The following is a 25,064-nucleotide window of genomic DNA, read 5'->3' as shown; positions in this document are numbered from 1 at the left end:
ACAATGAACGATTGCAGCAATGCGCGACACGCAAGAAACATTGACGGACACATTCAAGACAGAATCCCGAAGCTCCCTCATCGGCGGCGATCGATACCTCGCGTTCCTTGCGATCGTGTTGCTTGGCTACGCGGTGATGGGGAAAGGCTTCGCCTATCTCGGCTTCCCGCCGCTCTACGTCGGCGAGATCGCGTTTCTCAGCGGAATCATCGTCTTTCTCAGGAGCGGCGCTTTTATCGGCGCGGTGTCGACGTTGCCGGCCACCCTGCTGGTCGCGCTCATGACCTTGGTCCTTGTGCGCACGCTCCCGTTCGTTGGCCAGTATGGGTTCGATGCCCTGCGTGACAGCGCCATCGTCATTTACGGCGGTTTTGCCTTCATCACCATTGGTCTGTTGCTCGAGGATGCGCGCCGGATCAACGTCGCGCTGCGCTATTATGGAACCATGCTCACGAGCCTGCCTGCCATGTTCGTGGGGTTACTGCTCGCCAAATACTGGGGGGACGAAATTCCGATGCTGTACGGTCCGGTGCCGATCGTGGATATAGGTCCGAGCGCTGTCGGGACGCACTTGGCGGGCACTATGGTTTTCGTTTTGATCGGATATCGCAGAGTCTCATTCCTCTGGGCTGTTCTGTGGTTCGCCACGCTGGCCTTGGTCTGCGCCACAAATCGCGGCGCAACGCTTGCGGTCATCGTGCCGATTGCCATCGCGATGCTCGCACTCGGGCGATACCGCCAGATGCTCGTGACCGTGGTGATGACGATAGGCATATTCGCCGCTCTTCTCGCGCTCGAATCGACCTTTGGCGATTTCGAGGAAGCCAAGGATTCGATGGATCGCCCGGTCAGCGCGCACCAGATTGTCGAAAATGCCAAGAGCATCATCGGACAATCCGGCGAGCAAGCGGAAGGCACCAAACAATGGCGACTGAATTGGTGGGACGTCATCATCAACGATACTATCTACGGCCCCAATTTCTGGACCGGCCGAGGCTTCGGGATCAATCTCGCCGACGCCGACGGCTTCTATGCCGGCGATCCACGCAATCCTCGTCCGCCAACGCGCAGTCCGCACAGCGCACACATGACTCTGTTGGCCCGGGCCGGGATTCCCGGCCTGATGCTGTGGGCGCTCGTTCTCGTATCCTGGTTCGCGCTGATGACGCGGGCAATACTATCGGCCCGCACCCGCGGACACGAGCGGTGGGTCGAACTGTTCATATTCATCGCCTGCTACACGCTAGCGATCCTCATCAATGCGTCGTTCGACGTCGTGCTCGAAGGTCCGATGCAAGGCATCTGGTTCTGGTGCCTGTTTGGCTTCGGCGTCGGCTCTGTGATGGTCTATCGCGCTCAGCCCTTCACGGATTTTCGCCGATAGATGTGCGATGAACGTTAGACCACGGCGTCCGCTCTAGGCGGGCCTTCGGTCTCCTGTCATGCGTATGCCGTTAGCTGGCCGGCGCTTTCTGCTCAACCGATCCTCGGTTCGCCGGCTACGGCTGCAAGCCGCCGCCGCGGCATCATGCGTCCTGTCTGCTGGGCAAGATCGCAGCCGAACTGCGGCGGAGACTGCTCACAAACTTCGATTGGGATGGGCGCTATTGGGCGGCCGGTAGTCAATTGCACCATGCGTTGGTGGTACCCCAAATTTTCGCCGCTAGATCACCAAAGGCCGTAGTGCAGTCAGAGCCGAACTGCCTCATCCTTAGCATCCAGGAGGCGTTCCGATGCACCGGGCCGTATCAGACTTGGCGGCTCAGAGTTGGCGGCACCCCTGATGGCGCCGTGCTTATCGGTGATGTCGGTGACGGCACCTCTCAACGAACGGAATACGTCCGCGCTACTCCCCACCAGGGTAGTTCTAAGCAGCGGTCCAGATTTCGTGTTGATGGTGCTAGCCGACGTGCGAATGGAATGGTGGATCATCGACAATCAAGACCGGAAGGCTCCTCGTGTGCGGCATCGCAGGCTTCCTTGATCCCGGCAGACAGCGCAGTCCCGAAGCGATGCGCCGAGATATCGTCGGCATGACGAACTCCCTTGTGCACCGTGGACCCGACGACGGGGGGGCATGGGTCGACCCGGTTGCAGGGGTAGCGCTCGGAAATCGAAGGCTGGCGATTATCGACTTGTCACCCGAAGGCCATCAGCCCATGCACTCTGCATCGGGTCGGTTCGTGATCGCCTACAACGGTGAGATCTATAACTCCGCGGCGATCGCTCGCGCGCTGGAGTCGGCAGGTCTGGCGCCAGGCTGGCGCGGTCACTCGGACACCGAGGTGATGCTTGCGGCCATTGAAGCCTGGGGCCTCGACAGAGCGCTCAAGTCATTCAACGGAATGTTCGCGTTCGCGCTCTGGGATGCCCGCGAGCGGACGCTGTGCCTGGTGCGAGATCGACTGGGCGTTAAGCCTCTCTACTACGGCTGCCTTAACGGCGCACTCGTATTTGGTTCGGAATTGAAGGCGATCTCGGCCTATCCAGACGCAATGCTGACGATCGACCGCGATTGGCTGGATCGGTACCTGCGTGAGATACATCGGCGATCCGAGGACACCATCTACCGCGGAGTTCGCGCTGTCTGCCCAGGAACGTATGTGACGTTCAATCAGAAATTGCAGGCGCATGAGCGCGTGTACTGGTCGGCAACCGACCAGGCCGAGATCGGATATCACGATCGCTTCTCCGGAAGCGAGGCCGAGGCCACCGAGAGATTGGACAACTTGTTGAGGGACGCGGTCCGTTTGCGCACTGTCAGCGATGTTCCGCTGGGAGTTCTGCTATCGGGCGGGATCGATTCCTCGACGATACTCGCGCTTCTCCAGCAGGAGAGCCCGAGGGCGATTCGAAGCTTCTCGATCGGCTTCCCCGATCAGAGCCTCGATGAGGCACCTGCCGCGCGCAAAATCGCCGCTCACATTGGCTCGGATCATACCGAACTCTACATGGCGCCGAACGACATCATCGAGCTGATCCCTTCGCTCGCTCGGCTGTCCGACCAACCGCAATCCGATCCGTCCTATGTGTCCAATCACGTCGCCTACCGGCTTGCTGGACAGAGCGTGACCGTCACATTGTGCGGCGACGGAGGCGACGAGCTGTTCGCGGGCTACCACCGCCATCGATGGTTGCCAAGGGTGTGCCGGCAGCTCGGTTGGGTGCCGGTCGGGATCCGGAAGCAGATGGCGCAAGCGCTAACGGCGATCCCGCCGGGGACGTGGGACAAGGTCTTTGGCATCGTCGAGCCGGCGGTCCCCTCCCGGTTAAGGGAGCGAACCCCCGGCGCCAAGCTCCACCGAATGGCCCGTTGGATGGGCTCTGCCTCCGATGAGGAGATGTATCGCGTGCTATCCACGCGCTGGGATCCCGGTGACCGTCTGGTCGTCGGTCACGATCTCGAGCAACCACGAACCGATGCTGCGTTCGTTCGGCTGAACGCCAAATTCGGGATCCTGGAGCGGATGCTCGCTCATGAACTCGTCACGACCTTCGTGGACACGCAGCTCAAGAAGGTCGATCGCGCAAGCATGGCCGTGAGCGTAGAGGCACGCGCGCCATTCATGGATTACCGCGTCGTCGAATTCTCGTTCACTCTTCCACCTGACCTGAAGGTGCGCGGCGAGACGGGCAAGTACATCCTTCGCCGCGTCCTCCATCGGTACGTTCCCGAAGCATTGTATCAGCGACCCAAGATGGGGTTCCATCTGCCGTTGAGCACGTGGCTCAGAGGCCCCTTGCGAGATTGGGCAGAGGACCTATTGCACCCAAGTTCCATTCGCCAAGAAGGGCTCCTGAACCCAGATCCGATCCGGGTGAAGTGGCACGAACATCTCTCCGGCCAGCGAGATCGCGCTGACCATCTTTGGCCGGTGCTCATGCTCAGGTCTTGGCTGAAGCATCATCGCCCTGACGTCTCCACGATGCTTGAGGATCGGAGGCTGCTGGGTGTTTACTGACGCGAGATCCATCGCTGCGGACTCGATCCTGCGTGCCGACATCTGCATCATCGGCGCAGGGATTGCAGGGATCACGATCGCACGGGAGTTCATCGGTCGGCCCGAGAGCGTCGTGGTTCTCGAGGGAGGTGGCCTCGAATTCACAAAATCCCTTCGCGACCTACCGACGGTGTTACGACGACATACGCTAGGTGACCAAGCACTGGCCAGCGGGTGTAACGCTGGACAACCCTACTATCCACTCCGCTTCACAAGGGTGCGCGCGTTTGGCGGCTCGTCGCGGGCATGGCACGAACATCGCGGCGTGCACGCCAGACCGCTCGACGCGATCGATTTCGGGACACGAGACGGCTTGCCGGAGCATGGCTGGCCAATCGACAGGGAGGAGCTCGACCCCTTCTACGAACGGGCCCAACAGGTGTGTGCGTTGGGCCCGTTCGCCTACGACGCGAAGACATGGGAAGCGCAGGGCTACGGCGCTCCGCTTCCCCTGGACCCTAAGCTCGTCGAGTCGGTGATCTTTCAGTTTGGCAAGCGCAGCAGATTCGATCGATACGAGCATGACTTCGCACGAGCTGAGAACGTCAACCTCATGCTCCACGCAACCGCCGTGCACCTCGCCGACAGTGGCGGGCGCGTGGTCCGGGCGGACTGCGCAACCTTGTCAGGCAACCGATTCGGCGTCCGCGCGCGGACGTTCGTCGTCGCTGTGGGGGCGATCGAGACCGCTCGTCTGCTGCTGGTCTCAAGAGACAGCCAGCCTGCTGGCATCGGCAACGGCCGCGACCTGGTGGGCCGTTCGTTCATGGAACATCCGGATGCCGCGGTCGGATACCTGATTCCAGATCCAGAACTCGATCGAAGCGCGTTCCGGCTGTACGAGCACCAGCGCATTGGGGAGCACGTCATGGTCGAAGCGATGTTTCGCTTGAGTGATTGCGCCTTGAGAACGGAGCGACTGCTCAATTCCGTGCTGCGGCTGCGACCCACCTACCACTCCGGCACGTTGGAAGCCGTGCGATCGGCACAGGTCGTCCGTAGATCGGTGCACTACGGGGTTGCAACGCCGGGGTTGGCCAAGCATGCGCTTCGGGCCATCTTCGGCGCACCGCAAGTCCTCCGCCATTACGCGACCTGGCGCTCTGGACGCCCACCGGAGGTCTTCGGCATCGACGTGATGGCCGAGCAGGCGCCGACAATGGTCTCTCGGGTGACCCTAGGGCGCCGCCGAGATCGACTCGGCGTCCCCATGACAATCCTCGATTGGCGGCTGACGAGCGTCGACTGGGACTCGATCCGGCGGACCATGGAGATTTTCGGCGAGGCCGTCCGTAAGGCGGGCGTGGGCACGGTGATCTCGACCGTTGGGAAGCATTCGCCGGCGGTCTTCGGCAACTGGCACCATCTCGGTACGACACGGATGCACCGCGATCCCGCTCGCGGAGTCGTGGATGAAAACTGTCGAGTGCACGAGATGACGAACCTCTACATCGCCGGAGGCTCAGTCTTCCCCACCGGTGGCTATGCCAACCCGTCGCTGACCATCGTCGCGCTCTCGCTTCGGCTCGCCGATCACCTCAGATCGGCGCCGAACTAGGATCGACTGTGTCGAATGGGTTTCAGCAAGAATGAGTTTCGGATTTGGAGTGCCGCCCACAATCGATCTGACCTGTGAATGCTGGCTGGCGCGGTGGCCAAGGGTACGCAACGTGTCGCCCTCGAGAACGCGGGAGGCGCAGGATGGGCACAATGACAGGATGGCTTCGCAGTTCGGCAGCGCGACGGACATTCATCGGAACGCTGGCGTTCTGCAGCGTGTTGGTCGCTGCCGCTGCCGCCTTCGTCGACGTCAACAGTTCATCTTGTCCATCTGATGCGATAGCCATTGAGCCCGGCCGTTCGATCCAGGCCGCGGTCGATTTGGCCGGCGAGGGCGCCGTGTTCTGCTTGAAAAAGGGCGTTCAAAGAGCGCAAGCCGTTCGGCCGCGGTCGGGCCAGATCTTCTACGGGGAAAGCGGAGCCGTTCTGAACGGCAGCAGGCTGCTGGATGGCTTCAGGCGTGAGAACAATTATTGGGTGGCAGACAGTCAGCTGCAGCGCATTCCCCGACACGGCGAATGCCTGCCGAGTGCCCCGGCGTGCGACCAGCCCGAAGCGGTTTTCATCGACGACAAGCCGCTGACCAAGGTGCTAAGTAAGGGTGCGCTTGTACACAATTCCGTTTACATCGACTACGCTGGTGGCCAAGTCTATTTGGCCGACGACCCGACGAACCACCAGGTCGAAGCAACAATTGCCGCGTTTGCGTTCGAAAGCAATGCGCCCGACGTGGTGATCAGCAACCTCACGATCGAGAAGTATGGGAGTGCGGCGCAAAAAGGCGCCATCCATGCGAATGCTGCCGCCAGGTGGACAATAGAAAATTGCGTGGTGCGCCTCAACAGCGGGGGCGGAATCAATGTCGGGACCGGCGGTCACGTGCACAATTGCGACATTCATCACAACGGGCAGATCGGTATCAGCGGTAACGGCAATGATATCTTGATCGAGGATAATCACGTCTGGTCGAACAACGTCTATGGCTTCGACCCGGAATGGGAGGCAGGCGGAGCCAAGATTGCCCAGAGCAGTGGCGTCACGTTCCGCCGTAATCACGTTCACGACAACAATGGCGTCGGCTTATGGTGCGACATCGAGTGCCGCAACGTCATCTACGAAGACAATCTCGTCGAAAACAATCAGTACAACGGCATCTTCCACGAGATTTCGTTCAATGCGGTGATTCGCAGGAACGTGGTGCGGCACAATGGAAGTGGAAGAAGATGGTTCTGGCATTCCGATATCGGCATTGCCGCGTCTCAGGATGTGGAGGTGACCGACAATGTCGTGACGGTCGAACCCGGGGGGTGCGGCATCATGCTGATCGATCAAGGACGCCGGAGCGAGGAAGGTGCGATATACAAAACGCGCAACATCACCGTTCACGGTAACGAAATGACATTCGAAGGACCCCCGTGTGCCGGGGGCGCGTCCGACACCGCGCCAGCGGACGAAAACTTTGCCATCATCACCGAGGGCAACAATCGGTTCGACGCCAATACGTACCGTGTTCGCAGCACGAGTGGTCCGGCTCGTTTCGTTTGGGGCCGGAACGTTACCGACTGGGACGGTTTTCGCCGCAGCGGCCTCGAGCAAAGCGGTCGCCTGATCCTGTCCGACAAATGATGCTGAGGGGCGTGAGGGACGGCAACATCACGAGGTACCCGAGATCTTGTCTCGGGAGAGGGGCGATTGGGCGTGTCGAGGTGAGCGATGTTCGACTTGCTCAGCGGTTCAGTTGATCGTTCCGACGGATTACCTCCAAAATCGATGCAGCTACTACGCAGGCGTCCGTTGATCTGAGCTGTTGTGACCGACATGATCCGGACGGCGTCAAGATACGGAGCTCCAGCTAGATGCCCAAGCTCTCGATCGGAATTCCGGTATTCAACGGAGAGGAGTTCTTGCCCGAGCTGCTCGAAAGCTTGCTGGCGCAGACCTTTGAAGACTTCGAGATCCTGATTTGCGACAACGCTTCGATCGATCACACCCGGCAGATCGGTCGCGAATATGAGCGCTGGGACGCTCGCGTTCGTTATATTCGCAACCAGCGGAATCTCGGCGCTGTTGCGAACTTCAATCGGGTGTTCGAGCTCTCGACGGCGCCCTTGTTCAAATGGGCGGCCCACGATGATCTGCACCACAAGGCCTACCTGGAAACGTGCGTCCGCTTGCTTGAAGATAATCCGGAGATCGTTCTGGCCCACAGCGCTACCGCCTTCATCGACGAAAAGAGTGAAATCCTGCCTTTCGACCAGGAGACAGGAAGCTTTGTCGATCCAGGAACAGGAAGGCGCTACTGGGCGGACGTCCCAAGCATCGGCGATGATCCGGTTGCCATCAATCGATTTTGGCAAGTACTCACGCGCGCCCGCTGGGGGACTCATATGTTCGGCGTCGTCCGTCGAGAGATCCTCCACCGCACGTCGCTTCTGCCCAATTTCGCCGGCAGTGATCGTGCGATGCTGGCAGAACTGGCACTGCTTGGCCGTTTCCGGTGCGCAAACGAACGATTGTTCCTAAAGCGATTCCATGCCAACGTCTCGGCCGCTCTTGACCTCAAGGAGTTGAGAGGCTTCCTCAGCACTGACGGCAAGCGCTATTCACGACGACTGCGGCAGACGAAGGCTTTCTTCGGTGCGCCCATGGGCAAGCCGATCGGCACCATGAGCAAGTTGGCATGCCTCATGCTGGTGGCCGCACATAGCGCCAAGATCACTGTCCAGTCGCTAGGCCAGAATGACCCGCGGATGGCGGCCGATGGCTATGGGTGGCAGGGAGCGCTTACCGCGAGCGCACGTCGAAGGCTGCGTGGCTAGACGCCGCTTCGCTCGGCATTCAGCGCGCCGGCTTGGTCGGCCTTAGATGAACCCAGAGATGCCAGCCAAGGAGACGGCCGAGCGGCAGCCAGGATACGGGCAGCGGCGGCCCATGCATCCAGCGCTTATAGGCGCGGACCACCTGGAATGAAGGGAAATCCTCACGCACTTCCCGCAAGCCATAGACCTTCGAGTAGGGGTTGTCCGGCCCATCGGTGTTGCAGTTGATGAAGTTGCTCATCTTCAAATAGTTCGTCAGTCCCATTCGGCGGGCGTTCGCAACATGATCGCCATAGACGCCACCGGGATCGAGATTGAGGCCACAGAGGACCAGCAGGCCGAGGCGGCGCAGCAGACTGATCGCAACCAGATAGTTGAAAGACCATTTGGCATAGACCATCATGATCAGTTCGCCATCGGGCTTGAGGACGCGGGCGATCTCGCGCTCGGCGAGCCGAATGTCGGGAATATGATGCAGCACGCCGTGACTGAAAACCTTGTCAAAGGTGTTGTCAGGATAGGGGATGGCCAGCGCGCTGCCTTGCTTTAGTTCGTCATAGGGCAGCTGGCGCAGTTGTAGCCGGGTGCGCAGCCGGGCCACGGACTCTGCGGTGAGGTCCAGCCCGGACCAGCGCGCTCCCCGGCGGATGATCTGCTCCGAATCCGCCCCCTGACCGAGGCCGATCTCGAGCAGCTTCGCGCCGCGAAAGTCGATGCCATCGAGGCAGCTCAGGATATGCCCCTCGTGGCTATAGCGGAAGGCGTCGTACTGCCGGAAGAACCCGTCGTAGTCGCCGTGGAAGGCTCGATCGAGGCCGCCGATCTGCTGGTCACCGCAAGGATGAGCCTGCCAGAACGCGTGGACCTGTGCTTCGTTCATGGGTTCGCTTCCTCCGAGACTCTCCTGGGATTTGCGGCCTGAAGGTGACCGCTGGGAGCGAGCACCCAACCCGTTTCAGTCAGACGCTCACTCGCCTGCGGCCCTGTTCTAAGCCCGCCCGCGCAAGGCGTCCCATAACCAATAAAAGGCGAAGATAGAATGATATCGCAGGTATCGCGGACCCAGTCGGAGCGGCTCCTTGCTCAAGCGGTAAGCCCAGGTCAGCCCCATCCGTTGCATCCACGACGGAGCGAAAGAGCGGCGACCGCTGAGCAGCGTAAATGCATCTCCGACGGCAAGGAACACACCTCGCCGGTAGCGCGCCTGATTGTCGATGATCCACTGTTCCATCCGCACGCCGGGCAACGCGACCCACACGAAATCCGGATTGGCGCGATTGATGATATCGGCGAACGACACCTCGTCGGCCCCCGTGAAGGGCCGGAACGGCGGGCTAAGCATGCCGACGATTTCGATATCCGGTTGCAGTTGGACCAGCGCTCGTCGCAGTTCGACCAGGCAGTCCTCGGAATCACCGAAAAAAAAATGGCGCCAGGGGCGCGGCGTGTGCTGCAACGCGTGTCGCATGAAGTAAGGACCATATACCCGGTCCTTCAGGCCGGCGCCACGCAGGTTCAGCGCCCAAACCACCGGCATCCCGTCTGGCAAGACCAAATCGAAGCGAGAGAGGACCTTGGCGAATGCGGAGTTGTGCCGGGCCTCTCCAAGTATGTGGGTGTTGGAGGGGCAGACCGCGGTCGCCCGCGGTTCACGAGCGAGCGCCTCGATACGTTCCAGAGCTGAATCGTAAGTGGCACAAGCGACCGACGTTCCCAAAAGCCTGATGGCTTCCAGTGATCCATTGGTGGCACACGCGGCATTGGCTCGCACGGAGCGGGAGCGACCGGAAGCAATCGGATTTCCATTCACAAATGCCATGGCGTGAATACCCTCGTGCCGGCCGTGGAGGCCAACTCCCGATACTGGGGCCACGGACAGCAGATAACCGCGAGCCTCACACCGGGATCGTTCTTGAATTTATCCCAGTCGGATATCATCTCGAACTCGTGGAGGCTCGGAGAGTTGGCCGGAGTTGCAGCGAAGTCATGGATGAGAACGCGGTAGCCGCGCCGTTTGAGCTGTTGCGCCAGGAAAAGTCCGGCCGCTTCTTCGGTAATATGCGTGTTCGGCTTGTACGAGACGCCGAGAACCGCAACGGCTTCGCCGGGCCTTGCCATTTGCTGGACCTTCTCGACAAGCTCTTGCTTGGTTCGCTCGTTTATGCGGTCGGACGCCTCGGCCAGCGGCGCTTCCAGTCCGACCTGCCGAGCGGTGTAGGCCAGAAGACGGTTGTCGCGCGGGAAACAGGGGCCTCCATAGCTCAAACCGGCGCGCAGGTATTTTTTTCCAATCCGGCTGTCGTTGCCGAGAGCGTCAAGGATGGCATGGATATCGGCCCGTGGATGACGGGATGCAATCAGCCGCAATTGATTGGTAAAGCTGATCTTCATCGTGATGTAGCTGTTCAGCGAGATCTTTGTCAGCTCCGCACTGACGATGGACATGCGCGCGATCCGCGGCGAATTGCGGTTGTACTGCGTGTAAAGTTGCTCGAGGGCCGCGCCGCTTTGAGGATCCGATTCGCCGATCAGCACCAGGTCCGGTTCCAACAACCCATTGATGACGTCGCCGAGCGCAATGAACTCGGGATTGTAACAGACTCCGAAATCCCGGCCGCAAACGCCGCCGAGTTCGCGTTCCAGCATGGGAATCAAGACCGCGTCGACGGCACCAGGCGTGGTCGTTGAGCTGCAGACAAACAGATGATCTCTTTTGCCGGCGTCCTTCATCGCCTTGGCAATCGGCTGCATGGCTTTCAGCAAGAACTCGTTGGAAAAGCTTCCGTCCGCCAGACTCGGCGATGGCGGAATAAAGAAGGTCGCATCAGTAGCCACGGTCTCCCGGGGATCGACCGTGGCGCGGAGCCGGGGCTGTCCTGCTCGGATCGCTTCTGCGAGCAGCGGCTCGTCAAGCGGCGCCAAGCCTTCATTGATCTTTTTGATTTTCTCGCGATCAATATCCACGCCGACAACGTGGAAACCGCGAGCAGCCATTGTCGCCGCTATGCACGCGCCCAGTTTTCCCAGGCCGCAAACCGAAACTGTCTTGATTGAGTTCATGCTGAGTGAACATGTTCGGCCGCAGCGCGCGCAGCGGCTTGGTGAGAGGAGAGAGCGGTTCGAGGGCACGCGTCAATGGAGACGCGTTCGAGCCAGATTTCACGCCACCACGAGTGGATGCTGCGAGTGCAGAACATCCGCCGACCGCTGTAAAGCGCTTTGCAGCTGGTACCTTCCAAGATCACAGCCGGCGTATTCATCCGCCTCATCTGTCCGGTCTTTTCGTCGACGAAGCGTTCAACGCGGGTACTGACGCGAAAGATCTTGCCGCAGAAGGGCACGAGTTCGGCATCAAACGACATGCCTCTGTTCGAAAGCCTGCCGTCCAGCGTCGCAAGGATGTCTTCATAGGATTTGACCCGCACCAGATCGCCCGGCTGAAGGCCGAGATCGCATCTGGGCGTGGATTGACCTACAGGGATCGTGCCCTTCATTCGGGGGAACGGAATACCCCCGGTGATCGCCTGAAATCGATTGTAGAGCCAACGGGCGGGGCGCCCCCATCGGTCGCTGAACGCCAGCGTTCCATAATAGTAGGCCAAATACCAAAAGCCGCGGGCGAGCTGCTGCAGCGTCTGGTTGCCGGCTCTATAGGCCTCGACATATTGTCGGGCATCCCACCAACCGAGCGGCTGTGTGTAGTTGAGTAGTTCCGTCGCCTGGCACGAATACCGGACGTCTCCGCCGATGTCTTGGTGCTTTGTGGCGCCAAGCACATCGCGCTCCGTGCAGCGATTGGGCGACGCCACTTCCCTCGACGAATGGAGCCGCCTTGGCATGTACTGGACCTGCACCGGTCCCTCCACCGGCTTCAGCCAAGCCGCCTTCCAGAAAATGAGGCAGCCGGCCTGACATCCATCGTAGGCATCACCATCGCAACGGAGGCTGAGATGGTATCCATCCTGCAGGCGTCGCCCTGAATAGTCTCCGCTCACCGTATCGCAGGTTTTGTAAGCGGTTTTGTAGATCCGGAAACGTTGGCCGCAATATTTGAACATCTGCGGCATAAACGGTAGCCCGTCGAGGCGCCCATTCTTGTCGAGCGTTCTCAGGATCTCCTGCTTGCTCAGAACCTCCACCCAGTCACCTGCACGCGCCCGCATGTTCAACACCTTACGGTCGGGAAACGCGAGCTGAACTCTTGGGGTCCTGCCCATCGGGGTCACCACGTTCCCATGAACTCTCGTCTCTGCGTAGTTAAACCAATATCTTTGACGGGCCAGCGCTCTAAAGAAGCGCAATGGCGGCTCTTAGGAGGTAACCACCGGGAACGATCGGAAACGATCTGTGTACGACACGCGCCGACCGTAGACAGAGTAGGTCTCGGCGGTGGCTTCGCAGACGACTGGTTTGGGGCGAACACGAAGATGCCGGCGGAGCGTGCCACCCGCCGACTGCCGGCCGTCGCTCATGCGTCTCCCAATGCGCCGACCGATTTTTTGGCAAACGGTATTGGGACCTTTCCGTCCCGTGTCGTAACCCACGCGGCTTCGCGTGCTCAATCAGAGGCTCGCGATATGAAAGCAAATGGACACATCGTCAGGTCGCGAACACCGTCGATAGACGGCCTCGATACGCACGAGGCCGGTGCGCGACCGCACCCGCGCCCGTGCGGCGAGCGTACACGAACAATCTACGAAGGGTTACCTACGAAGACGCCGTCGCGCCGACGGGCATTCATGACGATTGTGCCGTACAATGCGGCGTGATGCCAGATGCATGAGACAGTAGCGAAATGATGTCAGTTCTTGGGATGTCAGTTCTTGGAAAGCCGGAGCATAGTCGGGGAGGAGGGGGCTCCCTGAATTTCCATGCCAATTTCTACGCCTTGGCATTGGTGATATTTGCGCTCCTTTATGCCTGGCCGGCTTCTACCGTAAGGGCACAATCACCAGCCCCGCAAGCATACCGGATCGGCGCCGGCGACAAGATTGGAATCTCCGTATTTGGCCAACCCGACCTATCCGGTGAAGCGACCGTTGATCAGAGCGGCAACATCCGAGTGCCCATGATCGGTGACATTTCCGCGGTCAATCTTACGCTGGGCGAACTCGAGGGCCGTATTTCCCAGGCGCTAGTGCAGGGATATCTGCGCGATCCCATGGTCAGCATTAGAATAGTCGAGTTCAATCCGATCTACGTGGTCGGCATGGTACGAACACCGGGCATCTATCCTTACCGCGAAGGCCTGTCCGTGCTCGGAGCCATAGCGCGTGCGGGCGGCATCGGCCTGGCCGAAGGTCAGCAAAGCGGCATGCTCGGTGCCGTGCTGCAAGCGGAAGAGCGCGTTCGCCTGCTTGAAGTCAACCGCGCGTCTCTCCTTGCAAAACGAGCGCGGCTAGTCGCACTACAGAATGGTAATAGCCGCATCGATTTCCCGGACATATCGGGTCTTGCCGTTGATCCCGCCCGCATGACTCAGATCAACGACGGCGAACAGCTTGCGTTCACTGCAGAGCGAGATGCCCTCAAACAGGAGACGGAGGCGCTGCAGAAGCAACTTCCGCGTCTGGAGGCCGAGATTGCTTCACTCAATCATCAGGTTGAGCTTGAACAGCAGCAGCGCAGCCTCAATCACGAACTTATCGCGGAATACGACCAGTTGAACAAGAGTGGCCTCGCGCGCAAGTCAACATACATCGAGGTGAGGCGCGAAGAGGCACGCATAGACGGCAACATAGGACGTCTGCAATCCGACGCGTTGAAGGCCGAACTATCGATCGGCGACCTGCAGTTCAAACTCACGGAGTTGCGTGACGGCTATCTGCGTCGCGTGACGACGGAACTGCGGGAAACGGACCGATTGCTTCTTGAACTGACAATCACGTTTCCCGCCGCTCAGCGCACCCGCACAGCTCTTGCGCGTCAGATCGGGTTGTTGACTGCAGCGCAGGCGCAGGAGCCGGCCATAACCGTGATCCGCGCCAAAGCCACCATGAAAATTGGATACAATGCGACGGCTGACTTCTCGCTGCAGCCTGGCGACATCGTGCAAGTTGGTTCGCTTTTCCCATCCAGACCAGAACAGCTCCGAGACCAGTCTGGGGCATCCGCAGAAAACGCGGTACAGAGTGAAGCGTCATCCCAGATGGGACTCGCCACTCCGACGCAAGAGAGGGCGGCTGGGACGGCCCAAAAAGTCAACTGAGCGCGCGCCACTTCAATCGCTCGCGACGGCCGCTACGCGAGCAGCAGTCGGATTAGCCTGCGTCAGGGCGACTGCCCGGACCAGCGTTTGCCTGGTATCTGGCCAAGCGCCAACACTCTAACATTTGCTCGACGGTCGTCAGTTCGCCGCCCTGAGACTGGCGCAATAGATCATGCGGGTCGTCGCCGTCAGTGGTGGCACCGCCGACCAAAGTCGTTCAATCAGATTATATGTAGTTAATTTTGCCTCATCTGCGCCGTGCGACCGCGCCGGCTCCGTCGTTGCGAATGAAGCGTTGAAAATCGGGCTACTCCCTCTGCGCGCTTGAGAGCGCGACCGTTCGCCGTAACGTTGTCCTTATCGAAACGATTGTCAGCGGCGGAGGCAATGAATCAGATGAACCAAATTCATATGTCGAACGCATTGAAGCCTTGGGCGTTGGTCACAGGAGCGGGCGGCTTCATCGGGCATCACCTGGTGTCGTACTTGAAAGCCGAAGGTTATCGCGTGCGCGGCGTGGACATCAAGATGCCCGAGTATGGCCGCACCGATGCGGACGAGTTCTTGCTGCTTGACCTCCGAGAACTGAAGAATTGCCAGGCCTGCACGGCCGGTATGGATCTCGTCTACCATCTGGCGGCGGACATGGGCGGAATCGGATATATCACCGCATCGCATGCTGGGATCGCTCATAACAACTCGCTGATGAATCTCTATATGCTTGAGGCCGCACGCGGCCACGATGTCGGACGATTCTTGTTCTCATCCTCGGCCTGCGTTTATCCGCATGGCCTGCAAACGTCCCCAGACGTCACACCGCTGCGCGAAGAGGACGCGTTTCCCGCAGAGCCTGAAGAAGGCTACGGCCTTGAGAAACTCTACGCGGAGAAGCTCTGCCAATATTATATGGAGGACTACGGTCTCCGTACGCGTGTCGTACGCTTCCACAATGTCTATGGACCGCTCGGCACCTACGACGGTGGTCGCGAGAAGGCGCCTGCTGCGATGTGCCGCAAGGTGGCGTGCGCTCACAGCCCAGGTACGATCGAGGTCTGGGGAGACGGCAAGCAGAGCCGCTCCTTCATGTACATCGACGATTGCGTCGAAGGTATTCATCGCATCATGCAATCTGACTATGAGAATCCGCTCAACCTCGGCACAGACGAACTGGTCAATATCGACGAGCTTGCCGATATCGTGATCGCGGCATCGGGAAAGACGATCACGCTGGTGCACGATCTTACCAAGCCACAAGGAGTGCGTGGCCGGAATAGCGACAACACGCGGCTGCGCACGGTGTTGCATTGGGAGCCGAAACTGGCGTTGCGGCAGGGAATTGTTCCGACCTACCACTGGATCGCTTCGCAAACTGCGCATGCGGCTCCCGGCGCGATGGTCGCGGCCGAATAGTGTCCCCAAACTCCGGTTAGCTCAGTCATCGACGGATCCTTGGATTATGTCTACCGCAGAGGCGCGCGTAGGCCGCCCACTATCACCGCCCGGTGGCAAGCCATTCGGGCTTGGCGGTGGAGCCCACCGCCGGGGTTCGGCCAGCAGAGGCAGACGGCGCCGACAAGTTGCCGCGAGGCTTTTTGCAGGGGACATCGTGTCGGGCGGTATGGCCATCGTTGGCGTTGCCGTGCTTGTCGAGGTGGCACAGTCAACCGACCAGATCGTCCGGATGCAGATGCAATTCTGCATCCTTTTGTTACTGTTGCTTGGCGTCAACGGTGCGCTTGGCCTCTATCGATCCAATATCGTAAGCCCAATGGAGCGCTTCCGGCTTCGCGCAATGGCAATGCTGCTCTTCGTCTTCACGGGCGAGTTGATGTGGATTCGTGGGGGGCCATCGATCGAACTGGCAATCGTGCCGTTGGTTGGCGTAGTCGCTTTGGTATTCGGCTTGTGGGTGGAGCATTTGATCCATGCGCGACTGGGAGGAGCGGATGTTTATTGTGCTCCGGCCGTGATTCTTGGTACGGGCGCAAAGAGCCGCGCGCTCGCCCGCCTATTGTTGACGCACGCTGCCTGTGGCTTGCGACCCATCGGCTTTATCAACGATAGCTCATGCTCTGGGGACCTCGATGAACCGTTGCCGCAGCATGAGGCGAACGGTGCCGGTGTAACCCTGCCCGTGTTCGGTACGATTGATGAATGGCGCGCGGGCGGCAGCGCGGAAGTCGTGGTCGTTCCGGATCGTGAGCTCCTGCCCCGAAACCCCGCTGATCTCTATAGGTTGGACGTTCGGCATCTCCTACTGATCACAAGCCTCGGTGAATTTCCAACGTTCGGCCTTCATATTCGCAACGCGGACAGCTTCGTCGCTGTCGAGCTGAGCGGAAATGCCCATTATCCTCGCGAGGAGTTTAAGCGTGCGATCGATCTCGCCGTGGCGGTGCCGCTCTTGATTCTCGCCGCGCCAATCATCGGAATGCTTGCACTCGCGATCAAGCTCACCGATCACGGCCCTGCCTTCTATGGCCAGTGGCGCGTTGGCCGGAATGACAAGCCGATCAGGGTTCTGAAGCTACGCACAATGTATAGGGATGCCGAAGAGAGGCTCGAGAGAGTGTTGGCCAGCAATCCCGATCTGCGCGAACACTGGCAGCGCTATTTCAAGTTGGCGAAGGATCCTCGCATTTTGCCGCGCGTCGGCAGCCTGATGCGCCGCACCAGCCTTGATGAGCTTCCCCAGCTTTGGAATGTGATCCGCGGCGACATGAGCCTGGTGGGACCGCGACCATTTCCCACCTACCATCTCGATGCTTTCGATCTAGAGTTCCGCGAGCTGCGGGCAACAGTCCCACCCGGATTGACCGGCTTGTGGCAGATCTCATCGCGCAGCAATGGCGATCTCGATGTCCAGCGCGCGGCTGATTGTTTCTATATCAAGAACCGTTCTCTCTGGCTCGACATATATATCCTTATCGCAACACTGCCGGCAGTGATCGCTGCGCAGGGAGCAAAATAACTACCGAAACAGCGAGGACTTATTTAATATCTGAATTAGCAGAGGAGTTATCTCCACGAACTGACCCTCCCGCGCGGATTATCTTCGAGATTTGTCGTATAGTGATCGAAAAGCGGCGCTCTCCGTATATACTCATCAGGCGCAAGAGCTACCGTGGAGATACTGGCGTCTTGCTCAGGGACGCGAGAGAGAGGGGCCCGACCGATGCGCGCTGCTCATCTTGTCAGGGATGATGATGTCTCCTCCGGCTTTGTTTGCCGTCGTCGTGATCTCCGAGAGACGAAGTTAAATTGTCATTTTGAGAAACGGCGAGCGCCGCGAGCGCTGTTCGGTTGCCGATATCGAGTTTCTGAAAGATGTGATGAAGGTGCACTTTGATGGTGCCGTCTGTTATACTCAGTCGCCGCCCGATTTCCTTGTTCGATAGTCCTTCGGATACCATGCGAGCAATCTGACGCTCACGATCGGTCAGCGCCGTCAAAGCCTTTTCGGAAATCGCGCTTCGTTGCCCAATTGTCGTGTGCGCCAAGGGCAGCTGCAAAAACCTTTGGCCATTAGCCACATGCCGCAAAATCTGCACCAAAGTATCGAGCTCCGCATCCTTGGAAATGACAGCGTGAGCGCCCGCTGCAGCAAAGTCGCTCTCCTGGAACGATGAAGCAAAAAAAACCAATCGCGTAGAAGTACCTGCGGCGCGTGCGACGGCGAGTGTCTGTAGACCTGCGACATCCGGCATTGAGATATCTACAATGGCTATATCCGGCATGAAAACCTGTATTGCCCGAACGCAGCTCGCACCGTCGCGGCAAAGCGCGACAATCTTGAAGTCGCGCTGCGCTCTCAGCACGCTGCTCAAACCTTCCAGAGTCACCGGATGCCGGTCTGCGATAACAACGCGAGTGCGGCGCATGCGGTCTTCGCCCCTCTTGGGAATAAGCAAGCACAAAGGCTCTCACGAACCTCCGTTGCAACCACCAATAAATGAGATATTTTGTCGCAACTTTTCTATACCCAACGGTATATAGGGATATCGGGGGTTTGGTCGTAGAATATAACCTAAATTAAACTACAGCCATTTTTACATCCAAGCAAACCTGCCCCAACCACAAGGTGTTCCGAGGTGGGCCCTCGCCTGTATGTCCCCGTCGAAGGAACGTTCATCGAACCGCTGGTCGGGATTCGAAACTCGTCGACCGCTTTAGCGTTGGAGTGTCATCATGAGACGTCGATACGTTTTCGAGACCGCCCTCGTTGGTAAGACCAGTTTACTCAAAGAAGGCATTGCGGAGATATTACGATCAGCAAATTTTCGTATTCTGACCTCGGTATCCTGCGCGAATGAATTGCCCGCCAGCAAAGCCCAGCCATGCCAACAGCTGTTTCTTGTCGTCCATACGGGCGGCGATTTTGGCTCCACCATTGAACAGGTCGAACTCATCCGGCGCCAGCGGCCGGGCGGGCGAATTGCAATCGTATCTGATCGCTACCGTCTAGACGAATTGGCTTCAGCATTTCGCGCCGGCGTCAACGGCTATTTCGTCGATGTCATGACCAGCCACATATTCATCAAATCCTTGGAGCTGGTCATGATGGGTGAAACGGTTTTCCCTCCGGCATTTCTGTCGTTTGTTCTTGAACCCGAAAGCGACCACGCGCATGAGGAAGCCGTCCGAGACGACGATCATGCACTTCTCGTCACAGCAGAAGACGGCCTCGCGCCTCGGCTTTCTCCGCGGGAGAAATCAATTCTACACCACCTGGTCGAGGGAGAGTCCAACAAGTCCATTGCGCGAAAGATCGACATTGCTGAGGCGACCGTCAAGGTTCATGTCAAGGCGATTCTTCGAAAGATCCGCGCCCACAACCGGACGCAGGCAGCGATCTGGGGGCTGAACAATGGATGGACCAAGCAAACGACAAACCATTTAACCACCAACAATCCTTGGCCCGACCGAGCAGATCCCATTTCCGGGCGCGGCATAGCTGAGATCAAGCAAGCTACGGACCAGTCGCACGGGGCTTGATGCTCCGGCGTGGCTCCTTGCATTTTGCGGCTCTTGAGCTGAGGCATGGTCCGGCATCGGGAGGAGACGTCACAGTCCGAAGCCTTGTCATCGCCGCCGTTGAATGATGTCCCGGAACTCGTCACGCGGCGGAATGGTGCGAGCCATCAAGCAAGAGGAAATCCGACTCGTCGCCAGCATGGCTGACGAGCACGCGATCTCGCGCGCAATGATAAAGCAGATCAATCGCTTTTGCGAACAAGACAAAGCTGGTCAGGCATTGTGATCTGGCTCACTTCGGTGAGCGCGAGCTTCGCCAATGACCCCGATCCGTTCGCATACCCTTCAGATAGGACATGCGTAACCTGCAAATCGGGTGATCGTTCAAAGGGCAGTTCTTCTGAAGGTGCCGTCAACCCGTTCTTTGTTGGGATCACCGAGTGATTGCTCATCGCCCAGATTGCAGCCTGTGTCCGGTTGCGGACCCGAATTTTGCGAAGAATCGCCTTGACGTGAACCTTCACCGTGGCTTCAGCCATTGCTATCTTGCGTGCGATAGTTTTGTTAGAATCCCCTTCGGCCAGGCCGCGCAGAATCGCCAGCTGTCGCGCCGACAGCCGGGGAGTGTGGTCGCTCTCGTCCCCAAGTGGCCGTGTTTGTGCATCAACATCGAGTCCCCCCCGTCTGTTCTCGCCGCCATCATCGTCGTGAGCGTGTTCATCAGCTGCGATCTCGATTGTGCCGTCGCTGCGCCCCCCGACTTGCCTATCGGAGATGAGAGTCAAAATCTCAGGAGGCAACAATGTCACACCGAGCATGACCAGCTCGAGATACTTAACAAACGTCTCGCACGTCGCGACCTTGACCAGATACGCGTTAGCGCCCGCTCGAAACGCAGACACCATTTCGGGCAATCGGTGCTGATTGGCGAGAACGACGACGCGTCCCACTGGATGCCGTTGCTTGAAGCAGCTGATCTGCCTCAGTCCTGTATCAAAATCATCACACAAGTCGATGATGAGCAAGATGGGTTGGTCTTGCCGAATTGTGCTCAGCACGCGATCGTCTGCCCATGGCGCCGAAGCAATGATCCGAAAGCCAGCTCCAGCCACAATCCGGGTCAGACCTTCTCTCAGCAGCACATTGCCGCCGACAAGAATAGCTCCCTTTGGTGCGCTCCAAACAGATCCTCGCTCTGTTGCAGCCAACGTGGACCTGCGACGGCCTGACGACTGCGCAATCCGGGAGTCCTGCCTTGGTCTTTCGTCGAATTGTTGCGTAAGCAATGGTTTAGGTTGTTGTAAATCAGGAGAAATTGCGCGATCCGGTCCATGCGCTTCATTTTTCACAACGCACTCCTGCCCTTGCTCGGGATTTCAGGGCCCACTCGGTTCTTTGTCCGCCTTTCAGCCTGCTGACATCTTCGCAAGGGACACCTGCAGTCAACAATGGCGCACGTGGATTGCAACCAGGCTCATGCGAGTTATCGGACGCAGCAACATGAGTACTTCGGCAGGAGTACCTCTCGCATCCGCCCAGTTCTGGCCACCCATGTTCCCAAGCGTGCAGCTATGTTGTTGAAGCGGCCGGACCTGCAACGTGCGGAAGAGGTACGACTTGCGCGAGGTTCCCTTGCTTGTCTTGTTCCCCCCATACTCTGTCGGCCGCAATGGCAAGACTCAGAAGCACAAGGCATGCAACGGGAAGAACGAATTGCCGTAACGGATCTTGCGAGGACGTTCACGCGCGGCAAGCGGACCGAGCGGCTTGCGATCGTCGCTGGTGGAGCGACCTCTGCCGCCGCCAAAATCCTGCGCACTGGGGCGCTTGGATCATCCAGCCAATCGCTCTATCCGAAAGTCATCGAGCTTTTTGCCGGATCGAAGCTCCGCCCTTAACCAACGAGGTTGTTTTCCTCGACCTGCCCACGTCTCCGCAGGATTCTTCGGATTTCGATATTTTGGGAGAACCTTTGGGTAGGCGTGCCGCTCGTGTTTCTCCTCAACCGGGCACAGTTTGTGTAAGCGCTCGTCCAGCCTGACTTTCTCATCTGCAATTTTTCGATTCAGCTCAACGACCAGCGCTTCGTGAAGGTTCCACAGCTGGTCCGCCGACATCGACTTCAGCTCGCGCCTTTGCATCTTCGTATCTTCCGACCAGATGGTTTGTCGTCCAGCAGTAATAGTTTGCGAAATTAGACACCTTTTCAATCGGTTCAACGGCCAAAAATGGGGTACTTCCTCCTTTGAGCCCGGCGCCGCGGGGTGGCGATCTGCGTTCGACGCAGCCTGTCTATCAGGCGCGAGCAGATCCAGCAGGCGGCCGCCGCGTCCGTCAGGCCAGTCCTAGGACCGGACCCTTCTGGTGCCAAGCTCGCAGCTTCACGTAGGTCCATCCCTCCTGTTCCTGGTCTGTCACGCGCATGGCTTGAGTTTTCGCATGCGCATCGTTGAGATGCTCATTCGAAGAGGCTCCAAGGTATCGCAGACGGCGGAATTCATCGGGATCCCGGCGCAACTCCCAACGGCAATAGGCGCGAGATCGGAAACCGTCTTCCGTTCAAACAAATTGGTGCTTGGCTCAGAGCCGAAGGCGACACAGCCTGCATTGCAACCTGTGAGAGAGTTGTGGCGTTCGAAGCCAGTCAGCCACCTTCTATTCGCCGTTTTCTCGGTTGTTCCGCTGGCTGGGGATCCATTGCGTTGCCAAGCCAGCGCATGACCTCTTCGGCGAAGACACCGACTTTGACTGGCTTGTCGTTGACGATGATGTCGTACCTCACGGCTATGCCTCTCTTTTCAGGCGCAAACTGCACCCTGACACGCCTGCCACAGTACTGGACATCAATGATCGGTTTGATAATCATCGTGAAATGCTGGTTTTCTTATGGACGCAGGGGTAAATCCACCTCACGCTCGAACTCAACCGAGCGGAGTAGCCAATGGTCGAGTGCGTGCGGGGTGGTGCCTGTAAGACCTTGCGATGTGTGGAACACGCGGGCTCGTGCCTCATCTACGGTTCCGTATATCTTGTCGGCCGTTCGCTCGGGCGTGAGCGATAGGCAGAAGCTGCACGCCGCCGCATCGCCACGTACGTTACCGGAGGGGCTCACGATGCAGATCATGTCACGGCGCGCAGACCCCGCGGCGAGATCGATGCTCTCGCTCCTGGATGACACCATTACCTGGACCATTTCGATCTTCGGCCTGTGCTCGCGCTTCCCCCCCGTTGTGAATACACAGGTCAGGGGGTACATATTCCTCTTCAGGTCGAAAAGAATAGCCTTCGTCACACCGTCTACCCCGCGAACGTCTCGGTTCTCGAGTGAACGGGAGGCAAGCAGCCGCTATCAGGGTGACAGACGATAATGTTGCAGGCGGTTGCCTTGCCCGCGGCTCCGTCGCGCCCACACTGATCGAGTCGAAAGAATGTCCGGCTCATTCAGGTGACGCAATCGAGCCTCCAAGCTCGACGGGGCGGATAGTCGCGAAAGTCAATATCGGGCGATAGTGCCTAAATTCGTGAGCTCGGAGGTGAAGAAGACCGAGCGCGAGCACAGATACGCTGCTCAATCTGAATCCGAGGGGCCGGCGAATATGATCAGCGCCCCAGCTCAAGGTCCAAAGGCGAAACTTGAGCGGGAACTCGCCCGTACCAGGAGCCCGCTCACCAGTCCCGAGAAGGGCGACGTGCGACCAAGTCAACGCTCTCCCAGAGGCATTCAAGGACGGTACTGGGCAACTTGAGGCCGGCGAGATCCTGCTCTCCGGGCGAAGAAAACCGTTCCCATTTCAGAGGCGGGTGAGCTGAAACTGACGTGCCGGCGCGATCTCGCCGGAGCGAAATCCGGCTCAGGGGACCGAACGGCGAATTTTTCAATGTGGCTTGACTGCCACTCTCTTCGCCAAGCGGCTATTCCAAAGCTGAGGCATCGAAGGTGATTGAGGCCGTTCTTGGGGAGGAGAACCGCAAGCCGGAAAGCATCTTCGACTTCGTGCAGGCCATTGCGAGCGTTGCGTGCACGGCAAGGTGCATTTGGGCGCAAGCCTTGAGCTCGAAGGGAAGCCGAGCGCCTGATGGTGCGCGCCATCTGAATAACAGCCGCGCAACGGGTGATATCGGCTGCGTGGTTCGACTGAACCTCTGATTTGCAGGGCTGCCGTTCCAGGCCGGTCGAAGCAGCCGGCGGCTGCGCGCAAACGGCCGGAGCTCGCCCAATCTCCGGCGGCTCGCGGCTCAAGGCCTGCGCATGAGACATACAACAGGTTTGCAAATCAACCACACGACGACTGATCGTTTGAACACCGAGCTCTGCGACAGCGGAAGAGACCTGGTGCAGATCAACGACAACGGAAGGCACGCTATTCCTGCCTGTGGCTGCGCGCCTCGCCTGCAAGCTGGCATCAGCGGAGTCTGATGCGTGCGTTGTTCGAATTCCTCTGATGCCGACAACGTAATTTGAAGTGCCGCAAGGAATCGTGTCATTCAATCCGGTAATCTGGATGGCAGCGACGCAGGAGGAAACGATGGGCAACCCGCTATTCCGCAAGGCGGCTTTCGCCGTCGCCCTTACGATGACGGCTTGTTCTCCTCCGCTCGCATTTGGCGCGACGCCCGAAGCCGTTGTGGCTGCGCCTGATAGATCCGAAGCGGACCGTCAAAGTGACAGCACACGCGAACCGGTGAAATTGCTGCAGTTCATCGGCGCCACGCCGGGATGGCATGTGCTCGATATGGCGGCCGGCGCTGGCTACAGCACGGAGCTGATGGCGCGCGCGGTCGCGCCGGACGGCAAGGTGTTCGCGCAATCGGGGCGGCTGTCGGATAAGCTCGCCGAACGCCTGAAGACCTCAGCGATGGCGAATGTCGAATTGATCGTGACGCCCGCCGACAATCTATCGAGCCCGTCGCTGAAGAACCTCGATCTGGTCACGTTCCTGTTTGGATATCATGACACCACGTTCCTGCCGGTCGATCGCGCTAAGATGAACAAGGCAATTTTGGATGCCCTCAAGCCCGGCGGGCTACTGATCATCGCCGATCATTCCGCCAAGCCAGAAGACGGCGCGAATGTCGGAAAGACGCTCCATCGTATCGCCGAAAAGACTCTTCGCTCCGAAGTCGAAGAGGCCGGCTTCGTCTTCGTGGCGGAAGGAGATTTTCTGCGCCATCCCGAAGACGAACGAACAACTCCGAGTTCGCAGAATCCAGCCTCGGTCGATAATTTTATTCTGAAGTTCCGTAAGCCGTAAGGTCGCGATCGCGCGGCGACGCGCGTGAACGGCTGTCCGATGTGTCAGATTGCGGCAGCCGCCAACTTCTGACCCGGCGTTCGCGGCGGAGGGACCCAAAAAAGACCCGCGGACTTGACGGCGACCACGACCGCTTGTGGCTCATTTGCGAAGTGATACCCCTCGCCTTGGGGTCTGCTCCGGCCGAAGCAGACTTCGCCTGGCTCAGGTCGATGTACCCACAGGAGCCCTGTAGCGCTTGCTCGTACGG

The 25,064-nt window shown here is 59.0% G+C and carries 18 protein-coding genes and 1 pseudogene; 11 read left to right on the top strand and 8 right to left on the bottom strand.

From position 1 onward, the window contains the following. Positions 1-19: 19 nt before the first annotated feature. The 5 genes from BRAS3843_RS07180 to BRAS3843_RS07160 all read left to right on the top strand — a co-directional run bounded on the left by BRAS3843_RS07180 (position 20) and on the right by BRAS3843_RS07160 (position 8,380). Positions 20-1,384, top strand: coding sequence for an O-antigen ligase family protein (locus tag BRAS3843_RS07180; protein WP_008968132.1), 1,365 nt, complete (start codon positions 20-22; stop codon positions 1,382-1,384). A 574-nt stretch (positions 1,385-1,958) separates the two neighbouring features. Continuing rightward, the gene (gene asnB / locus BRAS3843_RS07175; RefSeq protein ID WP_008968130.1) at positions 1,959-3,962 is read left to right on the top strand and encodes an asparagine synthase (glutamine-hydrolyzing); all 2,004 of its coding nucleotides are present in this window, start codon (positions 1,959-1,961) and stop codon (positions 3,960-3,962) included. After that, entirely contained in the window at positions 3,952-5,559 is a 1,608-nt protein-coding gene (locus BRAS3843_RS07170) for a GMC family oxidoreductase (protein WP_008968129.1), read from the top strand. The genes asnB and BRAS3843_RS07170 overlap by 11 nt, the downstream gene beginning before the upstream one ends. A gap of 143 nt (positions 5,560-5,702) precedes the next feature. Beyond that, positions 5,703-7,187 carry a right-handed parallel beta-helix repeat-containing protein gene (locus tag BRAS3843_RS07165; protein ID WP_008968128.1) on the top strand — a complete coding sequence of 495 codons (1,485 nt, stop codon included), beginning with the start codon at positions 5,703-5,705 and terminating at the stop codon, positions 7,185-7,187. A gap of 230 nt (positions 7,188-7,417) precedes the next feature. Then, positions 7,418-8,380: a glycosyltransferase family 2 protein gene (locus tag BRAS3843_RS07160; RefSeq protein ID WP_008968127.1), complete on the top strand. Its 963-nt coding sequence runs from the start codon at positions 7,418-7,420 to the stop codon at positions 8,378-8,380. A 19-nt stretch (positions 8,381-8,399) separates the two neighbouring features. Here BRAS3843_RS07160 and BRAS3843_RS38820 read toward each other — a convergent pair whose 3' ends face one another. The 4 genes from BRAS3843_RS38820 to BRAS3843_RS07140 all read right to left on the bottom strand — a co-directional run bounded on the left by BRAS3843_RS38820 (position 8,400) and on the right by BRAS3843_RS07140 (position 12,597). Continuing rightward, positions 8,400-9,260, bottom strand: a complete 861-nt coding sequence (locus tag BRAS3843_RS38820; RefSeq protein ID WP_008968126.1) for a methyltransferase domain-containing protein — start codon at positions 9,258-9,260, stop codon at positions 8,400-8,402. 108 nt (positions 9,261-9,368) lie between these two features. After that, positions 9,369-10,199: a WecB/TagA/CpsF family glycosyltransferase gene (locus tag BRAS3843_RS07150; RefSeq protein WP_008968125.1), complete on the bottom strand. Its 831-nt coding sequence runs from the start codon at positions 10,197-10,199 to the stop codon at positions 9,369-9,371. After that, complete coding sequence (locus BRAS3843_RS07145) at positions 10,187-11,440, bottom strand: nucleotide sugar dehydrogenase (protein WP_083841333.1); 1,254 nt, start codon at positions 11,438-11,440, stop codon at positions 10,187-10,189. The genes BRAS3843_RS07150 and BRAS3843_RS07145 overlap by 13 nt, the downstream gene beginning before the upstream one ends. Further along, positions 11,437-12,597 (bottom strand): hypothetical protein, encoded by a 1,161-nt coding sequence (locus tag BRAS3843_RS07140; protein ID WP_175361089.1) that lies wholly within the window; start codon positions 12,595-12,597, stop codon positions 11,437-11,439. Before BRAS3843_RS07140 ends, BRAS3843_RS07145 begins: the two co-directional genes overlap by 4 nt. Before the next feature lie 578 nt (positions 12,598-13,175). Between BRAS3843_RS07140 and BRAS3843_RS07135 the strand changes: the two genes are divergently transcribed. The 3 genes from BRAS3843_RS07135 to BRAS3843_RS07125 all read left to right on the top strand — a co-directional run bounded on the left by BRAS3843_RS07135 (position 13,176) and on the right by BRAS3843_RS07125 (position 17,559). Beyond that, positions 13,176-14,588, top strand: coding sequence for a polysaccharide biosynthesis/export family protein (locus BRAS3843_RS07135; protein ID WP_083841332.1), 1,413 nt, complete (start codon positions 13,176-13,178; stop codon positions 14,586-14,588). A 387-nt stretch (positions 14,589-14,975) separates the two neighbouring features. Continuing rightward, the gene (locus tag BRAS3843_RS07130; RefSeq protein ID WP_244425144.1) at positions 14,976-15,998 is read left to right on the top strand and encodes an NAD-dependent epimerase/dehydratase family protein; all 1,023 of its coding nucleotides are present in this window, start codon (positions 14,976-14,978) and stop codon (positions 15,996-15,998) included. A 196-nt stretch (positions 15,999-16,194) separates the two neighbouring features. Further along, positions 16,195-17,559 carry a sugar transferase gene (locus BRAS3843_RS07125; RefSeq protein ID WP_244425142.1) on the top strand — a complete coding sequence of 455 codons (1,365 nt, stop codon included), beginning with the start codon at positions 16,195-16,197 and terminating at the stop codon, positions 17,557-17,559. 223 nt (positions 17,560-17,782) lie between these two features. Here BRAS3843_RS07125 and BRAS3843_RS07120 read toward each other — a convergent pair whose 3' ends face one another. Then, positions 17,783-18,469 (bottom strand): response regulator transcription factor, encoded by a 687-nt coding sequence (locus tag BRAS3843_RS07120; RefSeq protein WP_139024763.1) that lies wholly within the window; start codon positions 18,467-18,469, stop codon positions 17,783-17,785. A 307-nt stretch (positions 18,470-18,776) separates the two neighbouring features. Here BRAS3843_RS07120 and BRAS3843_RS07115 point away from each other — a divergent pair, with 307 nt between their 5' ends. Further along, positions 18,777-19,583 (top strand): response regulator transcription factor, encoded by an 807-nt coding sequence (locus tag BRAS3843_RS07115; RefSeq protein ID WP_008968117.1) that lies wholly within the window; start codon positions 18,777-18,779, stop codon positions 19,581-19,583. 221 nt (positions 19,584-19,804) lie between these two features. Here the strand turns inward: BRAS3843_RS07115 and BRAS3843_RS41805 are convergent, their stop codons facing one another. From BRAS3843_RS41805 to BRAS3843_RS07105, 3 genes are all read right to left on the bottom strand, one after another. Next, complete coding sequence (locus tag BRAS3843_RS41805) at positions 19,805-20,911, bottom strand: response regulator transcription factor (protein WP_083841330.1); 1,107 nt, start codon at positions 20,909-20,911, stop codon at positions 19,805-19,807. A gap of 483 nt (positions 20,912-21,394) precedes the next feature. Then, positions 21,395-21,703, bottom strand: a complete 309-nt coding sequence (locus BRAS3843_RS39455) for an H-NS histone family protein (RefSeq protein ID WP_139024762.1) — start codon at positions 21,701-21,703, stop codon at positions 21,395-21,397. 503 nt (positions 21,704-22,206) lie between these two features. Beyond that, the gene (locus BRAS3843_RS07105; protein ID WP_008968111.1) at positions 22,207-22,428 is read right to left on the bottom strand and encodes a hypothetical protein; all 222 of its coding nucleotides are present in this window, start codon (positions 22,426-22,428) and stop codon (positions 22,207-22,209) included. A gap of 1,044 nt (positions 22,429-23,472) precedes the next feature. On the opposite strand from BRAS3843_RS07105, the pseudogene BRAS3843_RS42065 reads away from it, so the two are divergent. Together BRAS3843_RS42065 and BRAS3843_RS07095 are read left to right on the top strand one after the other, a co-directional pair. Further along, positions 23,473-23,656: pseudogene (locus BRAS3843_RS42065) on the top strand (DUF932 domain-containing protein); the annotation flags it as partial. A gap of 408 nt (positions 23,657-24,064) precedes the next feature. Beyond that, complete coding sequence (locus tag BRAS3843_RS07095; RefSeq protein ID WP_139024761.1) at positions 24,065-24,814, top strand: class I SAM-dependent methyltransferase; 750 nt, start codon at positions 24,065-24,067, stop codon at positions 24,812-24,814. Positions 24,815-25,064 lie beyond the last annotated feature (250 nt).

Origin of the sequence: Bradyrhizobium sp. STM 3843, assembly GCF_000239815.1 — a bacterium.
Classification (GTDB): Bacteria; Pseudomonadota; Alphaproteobacteria; order Rhizobiales; family Xanthobacteraceae; genus Bradyrhizobium.
Note: the sequence above shows the minus strand (reverse complement) of the source record. Positions and strands in the feature narration are given on the sequence as shown.

Excerpts from the sequence above, each read along its gene's own strand:
- BRAS3843_RS07180 (WP_008968132.1), top strand. The coding sequence starts at position 20 with ATGCGCGACACGCAAGAAACATTGACGGACACATTCAAGACAGAATCC.
- BRAS3843_RS07165 (WP_008968128.1), top strand. The coding sequence starts at position 5,703 with ATGGGCACAATGACAGGATGGCTTCGCAGTTCGGCAGCGCGACGGACA.
- BRAS3843_RS07160 (WP_008968127.1), top strand. The coding sequence starts at position 7,418 with ATGCCCAAGCTCTCGATCGGAATTCCGGTATTCAACGGAGAGGAGTTC.
- BRAS3843_RS38820 (WP_008968126.1), bottom strand. The coding sequence starts at position 9,260 with ATGAACGAAGCACAGGTCCACGCGTTCTGGCAGGCTCATCCTTGCGGT.
- BRAS3843_RS07150 (WP_008968125.1), bottom strand. The coding sequence starts at position 10,199 with ATGGCATTTGTGAATGGAAATCCGATTGCTTCCGGTCGCTCCCGCTCC.
- BRAS3843_RS07145 (WP_083841333.1), bottom strand. The coding sequence starts at position 11,440 with ATGAACTCAATCAAGACAGTTTCGGTTTGCGGCCTGGGAAAACTGGGC.
- BRAS3843_RS07140 (WP_175361089.1), bottom strand. The coding sequence starts at position 12,597 with ATGGGCAGGACCCCAAGAGTTCAGCTCGCGTTTCCCGACCGTAAGGTG.
- BRAS3843_RS07135 (WP_083841332.1), top strand. The coding sequence starts at position 13,176 with ATGATGTCAGTTCTTGGGATGTCAGTTCTTGGAAAGCCGGAGCATAGT.
- BRAS3843_RS07130 (WP_244425144.1), top strand. The coding sequence starts at position 14,976 with ATGAATCAGATGAACCAAATTCATATGTCGAACGCATTGAAGCCTTGG.
- BRAS3843_RS07120 (WP_139024763.1), bottom strand. The coding sequence starts at position 18,469 with ATGCGCCGCACTCGCGTTGTTATCGCAGACCGGCATCCGGTGACTCTG.
- BRAS3843_RS07115 (WP_008968117.1), top strand. The coding sequence starts at position 18,777 with ATGAGACGTCGATACGTTTTCGAGACCGCCCTCGTTGGTAAGACCAGT.
- BRAS3843_RS39455 (WP_139024762.1), bottom strand. The coding sequence starts at position 21,703 with ATGCAAAGGCGCGAGCTGAAGTCGATGTCGGCGGACCAGCTGTGGAAC.
- BRAS3843_RS07105 (WP_008968111.1), bottom strand. The coding sequence starts at position 22,428 with ATGATTATCAAACCGATCATTGATGTCCAGTACTGTGGCAGGCGTGTC.
- BRAS3843_RS07095 (WP_139024761.1), top strand. The coding sequence starts at position 24,065 with ATGGCAGCGACGCAGGAGGAAACGATGGGCAACCCGCTATTCCGCAAG.